General features: G+C 66.4%; 15 protein-coding genes. All 15 read right to left on the bottom strand.

The genetic code is table 11. The features are described from left to right. Nucleotides 1-8: 8 nt before the first annotated feature. Nucleotides 9-4,766: a tape measure protein gene (locus A6I89_RS01985; protein WP_016046503.1), complete on the bottom strand. Its 4,758-nt coding sequence runs from the start codon at nt 4,764-4,766 to the stop codon at nt 9-11. A gap of 197 nt (nt 4,767-4,963) precedes the next feature. Further along, complete coding sequence (locus A6I89_RS01975) at nt 4,964-5,527, bottom strand: DUF7426 family protein (RefSeq protein WP_016046502.1); 564 nt, start codon at nt 5,525-5,527, stop codon at nt 4,964-4,966. 72 nt (nt 5,528-5,599) lie between these two features. Next, a complete protein-coding gene (locus A6I89_RS01970) occupies nt 5,600-6,337 on the bottom strand; it encodes a phage tail tube protein (RefSeq protein WP_016046501.1) in 738 nt (245 codons plus the stop codon). 8 nt (nt 6,338-6,345) lie between these two features. Continuing rightward, complete coding sequence (locus A6I89_RS01965; RefSeq protein WP_016046500.1) at nt 6,346-6,795, bottom strand: phage tail terminator protein; 450 nt, start codon at nt 6,793-6,795, stop codon at nt 6,346-6,348. Further along, a complete protein-coding gene (locus A6I89_RS01960) occupies nt 6,792-7,118 on the bottom strand; it encodes a hypothetical protein (RefSeq protein ID WP_016046499.1) in 327 nt (108 codons plus the stop codon). The genes A6I89_RS01965 and A6I89_RS01960 overlap by 4 nt, the downstream gene beginning before the upstream one ends. Before the next feature lie 8 nt (nt 7,119-7,126). Continuing rightward, nucleotides 7,127-7,459 (bottom strand): hypothetical protein, encoded by a 333-nt coding sequence (locus tag A6I89_RS01955; protein WP_016046498.1) that lies wholly within the window; start codon nt 7,457-7,459, stop codon nt 7,127-7,129. Further along, nucleotides 7,456-7,866: a hypothetical protein gene (locus tag A6I89_RS01950; RefSeq protein WP_016046497.1), complete on the bottom strand. Its 411-nt coding sequence runs from the start codon at nt 7,864-7,866 to the stop codon at nt 7,456-7,458. The genes A6I89_RS01955 and A6I89_RS01950 overlap by 4 nt, the downstream gene beginning before the upstream one ends. Nucleotides 7,867-7,868: 2 nt before the next feature. Continuing rightward, on the bottom strand, nt 7,869-8,081 hold the full coding sequence (locus tag A6I89_RS01945) for a hypothetical protein (protein ID WP_016046496.1): 213 nt from the start codon (nt 8,079-8,081) through the stop codon (nt 7,869-7,871). Between the two features lie 211 nt (nt 8,082-8,292). After that, complete coding sequence (locus A6I89_RS01940; RefSeq protein WP_016046495.1) at nt 8,293-8,697, bottom strand: Rho termination factor N-terminal domain-containing protein; 405 nt, start codon at nt 8,695-8,697, stop codon at nt 8,293-8,295. A 44-nt stretch (nt 8,698-8,741) separates the two neighbouring features. Beyond that, entirely contained in the window at nt 8,742-9,746 is a 1,005-nt protein-coding gene (locus tag A6I89_RS01935) for a major capsid protein (RefSeq protein WP_016046494.1), read from the bottom strand. Nucleotides 9,747-9,755: 9 nt separating this feature from the next. After that, nucleotides 9,756-10,355: a hypothetical protein gene (locus A6I89_RS01930; RefSeq protein WP_016046493.1), complete on the bottom strand. Its 600-nt coding sequence runs from the start codon at nt 10,353-10,355 to the stop codon at nt 9,756-9,758. A gap of 151 nt (nt 10,356-10,506) precedes the next feature. Beyond that, nucleotides 10,507-12,285 carry a phage minor capsid protein gene (locus A6I89_RS01925; protein ID WP_016046492.1) on the bottom strand — a complete coding sequence of 593 codons (1,779 nt, stop codon included), beginning with the start codon at nt 12,283-12,285 and terminating at the stop codon, nt 10,507-10,509. 3 nt (nt 12,286-12,288) lie between these two features. Then, nucleotides 12,289-13,890, bottom strand: a complete 1,602-nt coding sequence (locus tag A6I89_RS01920; RefSeq protein WP_016046491.1) for a portal protein — start codon at nt 13,888-13,890, stop codon at nt 12,289-12,291. Next, nucleotides 13,887-15,185, bottom strand: a complete 1,299-nt coding sequence (locus tag A6I89_RS01915; protein ID WP_016046490.1) for a PBSX family phage terminase large subunit — start codon at nt 15,183-15,185, stop codon at nt 13,887-13,889. Before A6I89_RS01915 ends, A6I89_RS01920 begins: the two co-directional genes overlap by 4 nt. Next, the gene (locus tag A6I89_RS01910) at nt 15,182-15,679 is read right to left on the bottom strand and encodes a hypothetical protein (protein WP_016046489.1); all 498 of its coding nucleotides are present in this window, start codon (nt 15,677-15,679) and stop codon (nt 15,182-15,184) included. The genes A6I89_RS01915 and A6I89_RS01910 overlap by 4 nt, the downstream gene beginning before the upstream one ends. Nucleotides 15,680-15,869: the final 190 nt, after the last annotated feature.

Raw genomic sequence — 15,869 nt, 5'->3', positions numbered from 1 at the left:
TGTGCCTCCTACTTGATCCAGGACAGGCTCTTGCCGCCGATGTACTCCTGCCATTTGCGGACGGCGTCGTCGCCGTCCTTGGCGTTGATGACGACCTGCACGGGCGGGTCCTCGGCGATGACGCGGAGGACTTCGACCATCTGCTCGAGCGCCCGCACGTTCTCCGGCTCCTTGCCGGCGTCGATGAGGGCGCCGATCGCGCCGCCGGGCTTGAGCCCGAACGAGTCGAGCCACTCTTGGCCGGCCTGTTCCGTCAACTCCGCCATCCGTTCCTGCGGGGTCTTCACCTCGTAGGGCTTGACCTCGGACGGGTTCTCGCGGGCGGCTTGATCGGTCGGCGCGGGAGCGTCCGGTGCTGCGGGTTCGATCGCCATCGGCTGCAGGTGTGGGAACCGGTCGACGATGGCCTTGCGGAGATCCAGCAGTCCGACGACCCGGGGATCGTCTTCCTCGACCTGGAATGCGTCCCGGAGGTTGGCGGTGAAGTCGCCGTCCTTGAGGAGCGATCGCACGCCCAGGGTTGCGGCCACCCGCAGGTCGTCCTCTTCGACACCGAAAGCGTCGCGGAGGTTGCTGGTGAACTGCCCGTCGGCCAGGAGCGATCGAACGCCGAATGCTGCAGCGACTCTCGGGTCATCTTCCTCGACACCGAAGGTCTCTCGGACGTTCTGGTCGAACTGGCCGTTGGCCGCGGCGCGGAGCCCGAGCCATCGCACGATGCGCGGGTCGTCCTCCTCCACCCCGAACGCGTCACGGAGGTTCTGGGTGAACTCTCCATTGGCGAGCAGGGACCGCAGCCCGAGAGCGGCGATGACGCGAGGATCATCCTCTTCGACGCCCACCCGACTGAGGCTGGACGTGTAGTCGCCGCGCTCGAGCAGTGCCCGGACGCCGTCGACAGCATCGGCGATCGGGTTCGACGCCGGCGAACTGGTCGGCGCCGGTGCGGATCCTGCACCCGGAGATGTGGAACCGCCCGACGAGCCGGAGCCGCCACCGAACCCGGCGCCGCTAGGCCAGTTGGTGACGAACACCCGCTGACCGTCAGCCTGCTGCCCACCACCGGACGCGGTGGCGGGATTGTCTCCGCCAGTGCTCGCTTCCGGGAGGTGCCAGACCTCCGGGAAGTCGGTTGCACCCTGAGCGCCGCCGCCATACTGGATTCCGGCACCACTGGCCGATTCGACGTTGGTGCCGTAGAGGGTGCCGGCCATGTGGCCGTTCTCTCCGACGCCGCCGTTGGTGCCGACGGAGAACCCGTTCGGGTCGTAGCCGGGTACGAATCCCAGCGCCGCGAAGTCCGATGCGGTGGTGAAGCGGACGTTCTTGCCGGTCAGCTTGCTGTAGATGCCCGACAGGTAGCCGGAGCAATCAAGTGCGCCGTAGACGTAGCCTTCGCCGTTGTGGGCTTTGGCGTATGCCTCCGCTGCCGATCGGTCGACGCGCATTCCTCCGTCGGCCATGACATCGCGCTTGTTGATGATGCCGTAGCCAAAGCGGCGTGCCGTCTCCTTGAGGATCGCCAGAGACCGCGTGCGCTTCGATTGCGCGCCCGGGATGTATGCCTCCCAGACGGTTTCACCTTCGCCGTACTGGACGTTGCCCAGTGGGGTTTGAGCGAAGATGCCCTGCCCTTGCCCTTGGACGATGTGCGCGGTGTCGAGCATCCCGTTGGCGCGCTTCCTGAAGGGCAGCATCCATGCGCCGGCGCCGATGCCGCGCAGTCCGCCGTCGGCACCGTAGTGCTGGCCGACCGCAGCTCGCGGGGTGCCGGTCGTCCCGGTGCCGGACATGACCTCGTTGACGTAGATCGTGTGCGATCCGGTCGTCGTCTTGCCGTTGAGGTTGCGGTCGATGTTTCCAGCGATGTCCACGCTGTTGTCAGTGATGACGACCTTGCCGTTCGGGAGGGTCGTCGTTTGTATTCCAAGCTCAGAAAGCCTGGCCCGCACCTCAGGGCTGTTGTCGTCGATGACGATGTGCTTCTCGTTGTCCGAGTGGACCTTGATGCCGAGCTGCTCGAGCCCGGCCATGACACCCTCGTAGCCCGGCGTCTCGATGGTGATCGGCTTGACGGCGGGGATGCCGTCATACTTGCCGCGCAGCCCATCCAGGGCGTCGAACGCCGCCTTGGTGTTCGGGACGATCGTGAACTCTTTCGTCCCAGGAATCTGCTCGACAGTGAAGCCGACGCCCTCGAGTGCGGTCTTAGCCTCGTCGGTGAGCGACTTGACGGTGATCGTCGAGGTCGTGCCGTCGAAGCCCTTGAACTGGTCGCCGATCGAATCCAACAGCGTTTTGGTGTTCGCGGCGTTCTTGACGTCCAGGTTGATCTGGATGTCGTCGGGGTACATGCCGAGGGTCGCCGCAAGGATCTCGGCCTGCTCGCGGGACTTGAGCATCCCGGTCGCCAGCTCGATGAACTGGTCATACTGCGGACGCAGCGCATCGGTGAGGCCCTGGCCGCGGAGACCCGACTCATAGAGTGACGCAGCAAGCTCCTTGTAGCCTTCCGCCGCCTGCCGTGCCGCCTTGTCGGCAGTAGCGCCCTCCTTGGTCTTCGTGTCGATCAGTCCGGAGCCGTCGAGGCCGACATTGCCGAGCGTGCCTGAGAGTTCCTTGAGTTCACGGAATGACTCGTTGAGCTTCGCCTGCGCATCATGGACGGTGAACTGGTCGTCCGACAGCTTGTTCAGCGCGCCGGTCAGGATGTCGACACCAGCGGCGGCGCCCTTAGCGTTCGACTCGAATTCCTTGAGCGACTCTGTCATCCCATCTAGGGCGACAGTGCCGTCGACGGCGACCTCAAGCTTGAAGCCACCAGCTTCCGCTTCACGCTTGATCGCGTCCTGCTTCGACTTGATCGCCTTCTGTGCCTTTTCGTAGGCAGCGAGGGCGTCGCTGTACTCGGTGTCATACTCGTCGTTGCGCTTCGGCCCCGAGAAGGGTGTGCGGATGTCAAGATCGAAGAAGTCCTGCTTGATTCGATCCCACAGGCCCATCTGGTCAGCGGCCTGCTCGTGAGCATCCTTGAGCTGCTCGCGTGTCTTCTCGGCCGCATCGCCCATCCCGGCGAGGCCCTTGGCGGCCTGGTCGAGCGGGACGTTCGCCCTCGACAGCGCCTCTCCAAGGCTGGTGGTGCCGTCCTTGAGCTTGATCGTTTCCAAGGCCGCTGCGGCGGCCTGCTGGCCGGCCTCGCTGTACTTGCCGCCTGTCGACGACAGCACCGTCGCGGTGTCGGAGACGGCGGCGCCGATCTGCTCGGTCTGCGCCTTCGCCTTCGCGACCTCGTTCGAGTGCTTCACCCACAACGCGGTGGCGGCCATGATGCCGATGCCGAGCGGCCCGCCGAGAACGTTCGATAGGCCGGACGCTGCCGACTTCGCACCTTGCCACGACGCCGCCGCCGCTCCCATGACGTTCGGCATCCGCTTGGCCTGCGCTGCCGCATCCATGAACGCGGTGCCCATCTTGCCGATCGCGCCCGTGCCAGTGGACAGGGCCATCGCGTTGCGCTGCACAGCGTTCAAGGCGGGAGCGGTCTGCTTCAGCTCGCCCGACAGGTTGCGCCACGCCCCGACATTGCCGGAGATGTTCCCAGTCGACGATGCGATCGCCGACGCCGCGTTCCGCACCGGCGAGGTGAGCTTCTGACCCATCTCCGTGCCGAGCGCCATCGACGCCAACTTCAGGGCAGCGAACACGGCGACCGCAGACTGCACCGGCGCCGGGATCGAATCGAATGCACCCTGCGCGGCCTTGACCGCCTTGCCCGCACCGTCGATGCCTTCCGTGATGCCGCCCATGACGCCACCAGCGCGGTCGAACACCGGCTGCGCGAGCAGGGCACCGAACCGGGACACCGCGGCGCCCATGTTCTTGAACGCGCCCGAGACGGTCTCGCCCGACTTCTGTGCAGCACCGCCGAGGCCCTTTTCCATTGCGGCACGGAAGGTCTCGAAACCGATCTCACCCTTCGAGGCGAGGTTGATCGTCTCCTCGGCAGTCTTGCCGAGCTCCTTGCCGAGCAGCTGCACGATCGGGATGCCCGCATCGTTGAGCTGGGCGATGACGTCGCCCTGGATCTTGTTCGAGGCGGCGACCTTGTTCCAGATGGCGCCCATCTCGGACATACCCATCCCGGCGATAGTCGCCGAGTCACCAACCAGGGTGAGGGTCCTCTGCAGATCCTGACCGGGCTTGATGCCCGCAGCCACAGCGCCGGCCGCGGTGGAGGCGGCCTCGTCCATACCGAACGCGGTGCCCTTCACAGCTGCCATCGCGTTCTGCATGATCGCGGCGACATCCTGGGCGGAGTTGCCGAGGCCGGACAGCTTCGCCTGAGCATTCTCGATCGAGGTGAGACGGTTCCAGCCCTTGAACATCGCAGCGCCGAGCGCCGCACCCGCGGTCACACCGATCGCGGCCGCCGACGTCGGCAGAGACACCCCGAGCTTCGACTGCAGTTCCTGCGACGCGTTCGACACCGCCGACGACAGCGAAGACGAGAACCGCTGCCCGAACCCCTGGCCCGCCTTGTCGCCCGCAGCCGACGCCGATGAGGTCGCCGCCGAGGACAGCTTCGACCCGAACTGGCGGCCACCCTGCTCACCCGCCTGGCCCAGCTTCCCGGACACGCGTGCGCCCGTCTGCGAAACAGCCTGGTCCAGGCTCGTCAACGCCTGCGGGACCCGCTGAATACGGGTGTTGAACTCACTGTCGTCGAGGGTGAGGACAGCCTTCAGGGTGCCGACATTCAGGGACACAGGGGCCTCCTAGGCGGGTTCGGCGAGCCGCAGTCTCAGCCGGGATTTCGGGTCGGCGATCAAGCCGGTGATACGCACGGCCAGCCACCGCCACGACCGCTGCTCGAGCACCCCCGACTCGACGTCGATGCCGAGGTCTTGGAGGTCGAGTTCGACCGCGGTCCAGGCCTGCAGGATCGCCCGCCAGGAGAGGTCGACTACGACGCCTTGCGGGGCCGCTTGCTTCGGTTCGGCGTGGATCCAGTCGCGGATGCCGTGCGCTTCGAGGTATGGGCCGCCGCCGGGGTCGTCGGGGCCGTAGGTGCCGGGTCGGCAGGTGAGGGCTCCTCCGCACTCTCCGGCGCAGATGCAGACTGGCTCGGGTTCTCCCCCGTCTCCCCGTTCGGGTTCGGGGGCAGCGGGTTTCCCAGGACTCCGTCCATGCCGGTCCGCCAGTAGATGGCGCCGAAGTCTGCGCTGATGCCGTAGTGCATGAGGGCAGTGCGGCCGGCGTGGATGATCTCTCCCCAGGAGATGCCGTCGTCGTTCATCTGCTGCCAGACGCCGCCCGTCGGGTTGCCGTCATCGTCGATGTCGGCGCCGAACAGCTTCGCGATCTCGGCGAGCTCGTCGGTGTTGGTGAGGGTCTGCTCGTCGTCGGCGAAGATCGCCCGCAGCCGCAGGCCGTCGGCCGCGTTCGGCGTGTGGATCGTGTACGTCTTACCGTTGATCGGCAGGTGCAGGTCGGGGTCGAAGAACTCCCGAAGATCGTTGTACGGCACTGGGTCTCCTTGCGGCAGGAACCACTGAGGCCGCCACTACGTGAGTGACGGCCTCAGTGAGAAGTGGGTGAGTTAGGCGGGAGTGATCGTCAGGGTGCCGCCGGTCAGGCCGGATCCGGATCCGGTAAGGGTGCCGTGCGGGACGGTGACGACGTACGAGCCTGCCGAGCCAGTGACGGTGAAATCGCTAGCGTCGTAGCCGTCGTCGAGCGCGCCGAGCGCCGAGGCGACGGCGGTGTTCGCAGCGCTGGATGCGATGTTCGCGGTCGTCTTGCCGTTCCACGTCAGGGTTGCGTTGCCTGCCGTCGCGCCGCCGAACGACACATTGAACGTCTTAGCGCTGCCGCCGGTGATCGGCGGCTTGACGATCTCCTCCGGCTTACCGACGCCGCCGAGAGTGAAGCTGAACTCCTGGAGTGCGTTCGGATCGCCTGCGGCGGTGTCGGTCCACTTCACGATGTTCGTCGACTGGTACGCGTCGGGCAGCTCGTCGCGGCGGTAGATTCGCGCCTCGATGAAGTTGTCCGCGCCGGTGATGCGACCCTGGCGGCGCAGGAAGTTCTGGCCGGGGTCATCGACAAAGCCGGCGGTGTTGTCACCCTTACGCTTGCCGCCCCCTTCGATGCGGTACGACAGGCCGGTGATGATGGGCGACGAGTAGCCGTCAGAGTCGATGTCCGAGGCGTCCTGTTCGGCGCCCTCGAAGATCGGCGCGACCGAGGACAGGCCACGGACGCGAGTCCAGGTACTGCCGCCGACCGGGCGAACTTCGAGGATCCAGTCGCGGGCGAGTGTTGATGCGAGTGCCATGCGTCCTCCTAGGACGGGTTGGTCATGATGGTGTAGGAATCAGGGCGGGACCAGCGGCCGTTCATGTCCGGCTCGGCGGGGGCGCGTAGGTGCCGGTGACAGTGCAGGACACGGATGGCGCCCCACTGGCTGTTGGAGCGTTCGTTGACGCGGTCATCGAGGGCGCTGAAGGTCCAGTTCGCCATCCGCTCCGTGTCCCGACGCGTGCCGGAGATGGAGCGGAAACGCAACTGCACGAGGTAGATCGGCGTGTGCGGATCCCGCTCACGGTCGTCGTTGTAGACGTTGATCAACACCGCGCCGTTCGGCTTGTCTGGCATGGAGCCGAAGAACACGGCCGGCACGGTCAGATTCGTCGGGTAGGCGCCAGTGGGTTGATAGTCAGCGAGGCCCATGTCATGAAGGCGTTGCGCGAGGGCCGCCTCGAGTTCGTCACTCGTCGGTGGGCGGGGGGTCATGCGATGGACCTCCGTATCGCCTCGCCGATAACCTCAGCCACCGTCGCCTGCGTGGCATTGACGGCGTTCTCGAGGTACTTCGCTTGCCCGTCTACGTGATGCCAGCCGACCTCTTCGTGCTGCCTGGCTGCGTACGGGGTGTCGAAGTAGACGACCGCTTCCATCCCGTCCGATGCGGTGCCGGCGCTGTTGCGGAGGGCGCCAGTCTCTTTGGGGCAGCGTTCGATGGCCTCCTGCTTCACGACCTCGGCGGCGTCATGGAGGCCGCTCTTGGCGGCGCCGCGAACAGTTGCCGCGATGCCGTAGTTGAACTCGACGGGCACGACACCTCCTACGTCAGGTCGATCGAGTAGAAGTTCGGGGTCTTCCCTGCGCCGTCGTGATGCAGCTGCTCGGCGAGGACTTCAGCCGTGCGCCCACCGAACGGGTCCGGCAGCGTCACCCGTGACCCGGGTGGGATCAGCGGCGTGGTGGCGGGCATCGAGACGCGAGCCTCGGAGATCACCTCCGCGCCGTCCGGTGCGAGAACCTTCTTGCGCTTGTTGGTGATCTTCCCGCGCAGCGACGTGTCCTTCGGATCGAACACCGGGCCGTCCGCGCCATACCCGGCCAGCCGCTCGACCGTCACCGGCCAGCGCCACCAATGCTCGAGCGGATCAGTCATGACTGCACCGCCGACGATGCGAGGCCCGCGCTGCGGAGGATCCGGTAGGCGGACGCGCAAAGGTCGGTAAGCGACTTCGCCCGATCACCCGCGGTCAGGTACGTATCGAACGAGACCTGCGCCCCGTCGATGCCCGACAGGGTCATTCGCGGCTCCTGACCTCCCGGCCCCTTGAGGGGGTCGTCGCCGGTTGCCGCCCAGACCGCAGCCTGCGCGCAGGTGGCGTCCTGCAGGGCTTCACGCTTGTCGTCGTCGACCGGCAGCCCATTCGGCAGCGTGTCGAACACATCGCACCGACACGCGTCGCGGACGAGAATTGACGCCTCCCGCAGTAGGACTCCCGCGTTCAGTGGGCCGGGTGTGCCCATCCAGGACGACAGTTGATCCTCGGTAGCGAAGACGAGCACGGTCAGTCCTCCTTGCCGATGCCGACAGTGATCTTCTCGGTAGCAATGGAGTCGCCTGCCAGGACGTGGCGGCCGTCCGCGTCGCGCCGAAAGTAGGTGAGTTCGACGCGGTGTGGATCGATGTCGATGTGCCGCAGGTCGTCCCACTGGATTCCGGCAGCCTCCATCCAGCCCTTGATGACTGAACGGGGGATGATCGTCGGGGCGTACGCCATGTTCGGTTCCTCCTCGGGAGGGGTTGGTGGTTGGTGCGCAGGTCGGTCGTGAGGGCGCGAAAGGTACTCGGCATCGAAACGCCCAGCCCGCCTTAACGTGGGTTCCTATGAGTCCTGTGCCGAGCCACGTAGGGACGCACCAACCACCAAGTCGTGGTCCCGCCAGCCCCGCGCCCGGGAGTAGTCAGGCGCGGGGGGCGGGCATGAGTGGTCAGTCCTCGGCGGGCTCGGCAGGCTCGTCGGCCGCGTCGTCCATCTGGTCGGCGACGGACTCGCGCTCGATCGCAGCAGCGGCCGCCGGGTCGGCGCCCTCCTGTAGCGCGATGGGCGACTCCGCCTTCTCGATCTTCGCGAGGATGTCCTGCTTGCGCGTCGCGTCACCGAGGGCGATGCCCTTCGCCTTCGCGTACTCGCGCAGCTTCGACACCGAGAACTCCTCGAGGTTCCCGGCGGGCTTCCGCTCGGACGCGTCGTCCGCCGAGCCGTCGACGCCGTAGCCGTGACGCTCGAAGTACTGGATCGCGGCCTCATTGTCGGTTTCGGCCTGACCGTCCGCGAAGTGGACGCCGGCGACGACGCCGGTGAAGTCCTTCACGGGTGCGTTGATTGTTGCCATGATGTGTTCTCCTACAAGTGGGTTCGAGGGTGGGGCGGGTTGGTCTACTGGACCTTGATGTTGCGGAACACCGCCGCAGCCTTCGTCGACTTGAGGGCGACGCCCACCGGGCCGAGTTCGACCTCGCCCTTCTTCACCGCACCAGCCGAGGAGAAGTCCGGCAGCCACGACTCCACCAGCTGGCCGCCGACCGTGGAGACGCCATGGAAGCCGTCGAGGCCGACGCGGTAGGCGTACAGGTCGGTGAGGCCGGTCGTCGACACCGTTGCGACGGTGCGAGTAGCGACCGGGACGATCGGGTTGTTGCTGCCAGCCTTGGCACCCGGGTCGACCAGGAGAACGCCGCCGTAGGTTTCGCGGACCACAGGGCGACCGCCCGGGCCGAGGAGACCCTCGACGGGGTCCTTCGTGTACTGGCCGGCGCGCCGGACCGCGGCGCGGACGCGGGCGAGGGCCTTGCTGTTGCCGAGGATGACGGTAGGGGCACCGTCGAGTAGCGACAGGAACTCGTCGATCGCGTCGAGGGCCTTGTGCTCGGCCCGCGGGTTGGTGTCGAAGTCGGTCCAGTCGGTGACCTTGCCGGCGTTGAACTCGGTGGTGGTGCCGACGAGGGCCTTGTCGAGTCCGTCGAAGCCGTTCGCGTCGACTGCGGTGTCGCCGTTGATGATGGCGTCCTGGAACTTGGTGCGGGCCGCCTTGATCTTCTGCGACATGTTCAGGGCGACGGTGCCAGATGCGTTGGCGCCGATCTTCGCGATGACGCGGTCCACCTCGAATGAGCCACCGAGGACGGCGAGGGTCGTCGAGTACTTCTGGGTGGTGACGTTCGCCGGCGTGTACTCGGTGTTGAGTGCACGGAAGTCGGCGGTCGGCTGGGTGATGAGGCGCCGGTAGCCGTAGTCGAGGGTGGCGCCACCGCCCGCGGGGTTGACGACGTCGTCGAAGATGAGCGAGTCGAGGATGGCGGATTCCTTGCGGAACTCGTCGATGACGGCGGGGTCGTAGTCCTGGACTGCGTTGTTCTTGGATTCTGCGAGCGAGACAGCCATGTGTGGCTCCTAGGCGTAGTGGGCGCCGATGGCGCCGGTAAGTGTGGTGGGCTTGGGCTTCGGCTTCTCTCCGTCGACCGGGTTTCCGGATCGGCCGGCGGGGGCCTTCTGTGCTGCGAGGCGCTTGGCGAACGCTGCGACCTTGTCGGCGGGGAGCCCTTCGAGCAGTTCGAGGTCCTTCTTGTCGGTGATCCCGTGCTCGAGGGCGGCTTCGAGGACTGCGGCCTTCGCTTCAGCGGCGGCTGCGCGCTCCTCGGTGGCCTTTGTGGTGGCGGCCTGCTTTTCAGCATCCGTCATCTGCGCCTGCTTGAGCTTCTCCAGTTCGGCGGCGGCTGCCCGGTTGGCCTTGGCTTCGCGCTCGTTCTTGCGCGCCATTGCCTTCCAGTGGGCGGCGTCCTTCGAGGAGTCGTCGTCGGCGTTTCCAGCGTCTGCATCTACGTCGCCAGTCTCGTTCTGGTCGCCGTCGTCGTCAGTGGTATCCGTAGCGTCGACCTTGTTGCCAGTGTCGTGGCCTTCGTCGTCGCGGCGGGGATGCCGGGTGATGCGGCTGGGGCCGACTCCGAATCCGGCTCCGACGAGGAATCGAAGGTCGTCGATCAGGTTCGCCATTGCGCTCTCCTTCTGATGCCATTCGGCATTGGCCCTAGGCCGTTCGGCGTGGGGCTGGATGGGTGTTGCGGGGTCCGCCATTCGGCGGGGAGTCTGGGGTTTATCGGGCCTTATGGGGACGTATGGGATTTCGGCCATACAGTCCGATAGGTCAGCGTGCTCCAAGTTGTTCGCGCTTGGGCCTGCGTTTGAGGTCCCACTCGTCGATGTGGTCGCGGATCGCTTCGCGCTGCGCCTTGAGGCGGGCGTTCAGTTCCCGCTTGGCCTGCGGTGTCGCGGCCACGGCCAACTGGCGTTTGGTGTCACGGATGCCGCGTTCCATCGCCCGCTGCTGCTGCGTGGCCTCGTAGCCTTCAGGGTTCGGTTCGGTCTTGAACGTGCGCGACGCGCCGGGCACGAACGCGCTGACGGCATGGCCGCAGTTGGAAACAACCAGCCCGTCGGAACAATATAGGCTCAACTCTGCGGTAGAATCGAAAGCCCAACCGTCCCACCATTTTACAGTCACGCGCTCCAATGGAAGGGTCACGAAACTATGGCTACCGCCAACACCGCTGCCGCCCATGCCGCTCGCCGCGGCAACAAGGATCCGCTCTCGCGTCGCGCTCTGCGAGCGAAGACGAGAGAGCACATGATCCTCCACGCCGGACCGCATGAGAGCGTCCTCGCTGAGGAGTTCCGCAAGCGCGGGATCGAGTACAGGCAGCAGACCGCGTTCGGGCCGTACAACCTCGATTTCACCCTCCCCGAATCTCGCGTCGCCGTGGAGGTCGTGACTGGTGGCGGCAATGCGCGTATAGCCGCTGGCAAGTTCGAGCGCCTTGTACGCGTCCTCGACGAGTGGAACCTCGTGGAGGTTGTCATCCAAGGAGGCGAAGCCAGAACCGTCAACGCACCGAAGGTCGTAGACGAGTTGGTCGCCTTCCTTCAAATCGTGCGCCGGGATCAGGCCACGCACGGTCATTACCGGATGATTAAATCCGATGGTCGTCTCGCTATACCCCGTGCTGAGCGTTACCGCCGGGCCGGAGTAGCGGGAGCGGACTACCTCAATCGCCTCACCGTAGGTAACGAAGGTTGACCCTTCTAGGACCGCGTTCGGATGCTGAAACCCTGCGGCGCGGGCTTGCTCGAGCGTGGCCTTGATGCGCACCTTCACACCCCGACCGCCAACCGCCGACGGGCGGATGACGGTGCCGGTATCGCCGGACAGGCTGAGGACCTGGCCCTCGAACGGCTGACACTGCGGTGCCGGATTGCGGTGCGAGGACACGACGATCAGGTCCTGCCCTCGCTCCACCATCCGATCCGTGTGCGAGTCGATGAGCGTCTGGTTGACGATGGTCCGCGACTTCATCTCCAGGTAGGAGGTGAGCGACCAGTTGCGGCCACGGTTGTCACGGAAGCCGGTGATGCCGCGCTTGGTGAGGTGGTTCAGTGCCTCCTGCACGGCATCGAGGCGAGTCCCGCCAGACGCCGGCACGTCACGCACCTGCACCCGTGACACCACATCCTGATACAAGCGCTCACTGTTGCCGGGGATACGTTGCGTGAACTGCGCCAGCGTCACCCACGCCTCACGCGCCTGCTGCTGCGTGCGCCGCGGCGGGAGGTACCCCTCGGGCGGCTTCGGCAGCACGTTCGGCACGTCGGCGAGGTCGGCGTCGGCAGCGGCAACGCCCTTCGCGGCGGCTGCTGTCACTGCGGCGGTGACCATCGCGGGCATCTGCGCTTGCAGTTGCGCCGCAATCGCTTCCGCTGCCTGCCGGAACCGCAGCATCTCCAACGGCTGACGTGCCTCCCAGTCGGGAGTGTCGATGCCTTCGAGGATCGCCTGTGTCATCGCTGCGAGGAGCGCGAGTTCGGCGTCGGAGTACATCGCGATCAGCTCGTCGGGGATGCCCGCAGCTTCGGAGGGGTCCAGCGCCATCGGCTACTCCCCTTCGTCGACCGCCTCAGGGTCCGTGGCGGGATCATTCTCGGTGGGTAGTGGCGGCTGGTCGGTGCCGAACCCGAACGTCGGGGCCGACACAGTGTTCGCGTTGTCGATCAGGTCGGCCTCTTCCTGGACGCGCTCGTCGTCCCAGTCCTCGTGGAGGTAGGCGACCTTCGTCTTCGTCGACGCCGCGCTCGCGACCGACCACGCCTGCACCGTCTGCGCCTTCGCTAGATCGGACTCGCGGGCGAACTTCGGCCACTCGAGCTCCAGCTCCTCCGACGGGGCAGCGCCCTTGCCGGGGAACTTGATCGCATCCACGCGCAGGCAGGTCGTCGACAGCGGGCCGAGCGCGGAACCGAAGTGCCGGGCCTTCGCACGCGTGGTCTTGACGGTCAGGTCCTTCTTGCCGGACGCCTCGGTCGCGGTCTGCGCCACCTCGTCGGACAGGCCGAGCGATACTGGGCTGTAGCCGGTCTTCCGCAGCACCTCACGCAGCAGCAGCGCCGCGCCCTGGTCGTGCTCGAGGACGCGGATCGCAGGCTGGAAGAACTCGAAGATGGTCTCCATATCGCCGTTGGCGTTGAACCCACCGCTGCCGACGCGGGAGTAGACCTCCTGCTCCTCGTCGAGGCTGACACCCTGCCCCATGCCGAGGTTGGTGAGGACCGATTCGGAGGCGTGGACCTTGCCGGCGCCGATGCGAAAGTCCCGCATCAGTGACGAGTAGATGCGGTCCAACTCGTGGAAGGTGGGGAACAGGTCGGTCGACAGGTCGGCGCGGCCGAGGTAGCGCAGCTTCGGGTCGTGCCGCCACTCCGGGTTTGGGGTGACGTTCGGGACGTACGCCGCGGTGAGATCCTTGACGCCAGTCTCGACGTACGCGCCGCGGCCCTCGTCGGCCCCCTCGACTGCGATGTCCCTGGTGGCGGGATGGTCGGTCAGTGCCATCATCCAGCCGAGGCTCGTCGCGGTGCCCTTGTAGACGGCGTGCACGATGTAGCCGGACTCGTGGCGCTCGAGGTGCCGCCACACTTCCTGGCCGTCACCCCCAGCCAGCTCAGACCAGAACGTGACCGCGACCAATCGGCCCCAACGAAACTCGGGGATGGCGCGGTCGGCGTCCACGAAGTCGATCCACGCGTTGTCGGCGATCGTCGGGTCCCACACGATGCGCTGGAAGCTGCCCGAGAGTGCCGAGCATGACTCCCCCGCCTCGACGAGCGAGGAGTGGAAGCGCGGAGTGTTGAAGATCAGATCGGCGCGGGCCTGGACTTCCTTACTCTTGCCGGCGTCGAGGAACTTGAGCTGCTCGGAGAACAGTTCGGTCGTCGACAGCTTCGCGATCACGCCGGGGATTGGGGCGTGATACCGCTTCGGGGCTCGGCCGGTCGCGGTCGGTGTGCGGCCGTGGAAGGCCTCGTAGGCGGCCTTGGTGCGGGCCTTGATGCCGGACGGGCTGGTGCGGCCCTCGGCGCCATAGAAGGTGGCGAGCTTGTCGAGGTCGCCCTCCCACCACACGTGGGACTCGGCGACGCGGGCAGTGACCGCGGCGAGTTCGGGCGGCGGCCACGCCGTGTTCGCTTCAGGAAGGCTCACGCGGCCACCTCGATTCGTTCGTCGGGGAGCCGCTTGGCGGCATCGATCTGCGGGAGGAATGGCTGCCACATCGGGCGGGAGGTCGCGACGGCGTAACGCAGTGCGTCGACGGCGTGGTCGTTGAGCTTCACGGGCGCGTCCTCCCCCTTCTGTGCGGCCTTGGTGTCCCACACGTAGCCGGGAATCTCGCCGAGCAGTTCGGTGCACGACGAGTGGATGAGCAACTGGTCGGTCGACAGGAGCGCGGACACGAGGCCGATGCCGGCGCCGACGCGGTTCATGCCGTTCGCGTACGGCGGTGGACTGTCCGCGTGGCCGCCACCCCATCCGCCTCGCTGCAACTGGACCTTGAACTCGGCGGCCGCGGGGTCGACGAACACGTAGTCAGGCCGGTCGGTGGCACAGAAGGCGCGCAGGCCGGTCTCCCGGTCGGCGGTGGTGCCGGTTCCGGGCGCCCATTCGGCCATCGCGTACAGCCGGTTGTCGTCGCCGAGGCCGAGTTTGATGCCGCGGGTCGGGTTGGTGGTGCCGTAGTCGACGCCGACGGCGAGCACACGCTGCATCGTCGGGAGCGTGTCGACCACATGCCGGGCCGGGTCGAAGCACTCGTAGATGACGCCGTCCGCCATCGTCCACAAGCCCTTGACGAAGCGGTCGTGCCACAGGCCTGTGTACTGAGCCTCTAGGCCCTCGATGTACCCCTCAGGCAGGTATGCCCGGTTGTCCTCAAGGTTGAAGTGGAACACCTTATGGCCGCGCTCTTCGGCGCGGTCGATGTAGTTCACCTTCAGCCAGTGACGCGGCCCATCTGGGTTCGTCGTGGTGAAGATCCGTGATCCCGGGACGGACATGCGGGCGACGAGCTGGTTGAAGAACTCCTCGGCGACGAGTGTGGTCTCGTCGAGGTAGGCCAGCGAGATCGTCATGCCTCGGATGACGGCCTCGGATCGGACGTCAGATGCGCCGATGACGTGGACGGTGCGGCCGAAGATTTCGGCGGTCGGTGCTCCGCGGTTGTAGCGGATGTGCTCGACCATCGTCCCGTACATCGCGACGTTTTGCAGTGGCCCGATGAGGTTGCGGTAGATGGTGTCTCGAGTGCGGCCGATGACGACGATCTCGCCCTGTTCGGGGGCGGCTGCGACACCGGCAAGGAAGGCGACGAGGGAGCCGATGGTCTTGCCAGAGCGGACGGCGCCGTGCCAGATGTTGACGCGCCCCTTGGAGGCGTCGGCGTTGGCGAGGGCGATGGAGCGGAGCTGCTTGGCGGATACGGCGAGACCATCGAGGGTCATGCTTCTTCCCCTTCTTCGTTGACCAGTCGCCGGGCCTGCTCCATGAGCTGGTTGAGCATCGACTTAGCGTGGTCCGCCGAGCTGCCGGCGCCCATGCGGGTGAGGTTGTCGTGGGTCATGACGAGCTTCTGCACGGCGGACGCGAAGTCGCCGACGGCTTTCGCGTCAGGGAGATCGAGGGTCATGCGCTGCGGCCCCGCTGGGGTGGAGGCGACGATCTCGTATTCGTCCCAGATGCGCTCCCTGATGGCCTTGGCGTCAGCGATGGCAGCCTCGGCTAGGAGTGCGCGTTCGAGTGCGATACGTTCGCGCACTTTGTCGTTCATGGCCTGGACGTTGGGGCTGATGCTCCACAGGAGCCCCATGCGCTTCGCCCACCGGGACACGATCGGCTGTGGCACTTCGAGTTCGCGGGCGATGTCGGCTTGGGAGCGGCCGAGGGCGTGGCCTTCGCGGATGGTGGCTTCGCGTTCGGGGGTGAGTTCTTCTGCCACGGCTCACCTCCGTCCGGGTGGGTCCGCCCGTGCGGGTGGTTAGCGCTTAAACAGGGTGAAGCCTCTACCCTTGTCTTCTGGCTTGTCCAGACTGTCGGCTTGACTGAGGTGGAAGTGGTAGTGCACGACCGACTGCGGCTGCGGGGCTGGTGTGCCTTCGATGCTGTCGGCGATGCGTCTCATGACACCA

This window comes from Prescottella equi, assembly GCF_002094305.1.
Taxonomy (GTDB): domain Bacteria; phylum Actinomycetota; class Actinomycetes; order Mycobacteriales; family Mycobacteriaceae; genus Prescottella; species Prescottella equi.
This window is presented reverse-complemented; position numbering and strand designations above follow the sequence as displayed.

What these genes read in the sequence shown, in the direction of transcription:
- A6I89_RS01915 (WP_016046490.1), bottom strand. Translation starts at nt 15,185, where the DNA reads ATGACCCTCGATGGTCTCGCCGTATCCGCCAAGCAGCTCCGCTCCATC.
- A6I89_RS01925 (WP_016046492.1), bottom strand. Translation starts at nt 12,285, where the DNA reads ATGGCGCTGGACCCCTCCGAAGCTGCGGGCATCCCCGACGAGCTGATC.
- A6I89_RS01930 (WP_016046493.1), bottom strand. Translation starts at nt 10,355, where the DNA reads ATGGCGAACCTGATCGACGACCTTCGATTCCTCGTCGGAGCCGGATTC.
- A6I89_RS01935 (WP_016046494.1), bottom strand. Translation starts at nt 9,746, where the DNA reads ATGGCTGTCTCGCTCGCAGAATCCAAGAACAACGCAGTCCAGGACTAC.
- A6I89_RS01965 (WP_016046500.1), bottom strand. Translation starts at nt 6,795, where the DNA reads ATGACCCCCCGCCCACCGACGAGTGACGAACTCGAGGCGGCCCTCGCG.
- A6I89_RS01970 (WP_016046501.1), bottom strand. Translation starts at nt 6,337, where the DNA reads ATGGCACTCGCATCAACACTCGCCCGCGACTGGATCCTCGAAGTTCGC.
- A6I89_RS01955 (WP_016046498.1), bottom strand. Translation starts at nt 7,459, where the DNA reads ATGACTGATCCGCTCGAGCATTGGTGGCGCTGGCCGGTGACGGTCGAG.
- A6I89_RS01940 (WP_016046495.1), bottom strand. Translation starts at nt 8,697, where the DNA reads ATGGCAACAATCAACGCACCCGTGAAGGACTTCACCGGCGTCGTCGCC.
- A6I89_RS01945 (WP_016046496.1), bottom strand. Translation starts at nt 8,081, where the DNA reads ATGGCGTACGCCCCGACGATCATCCCCCGTTCAGTCATCAAGGGCTGG.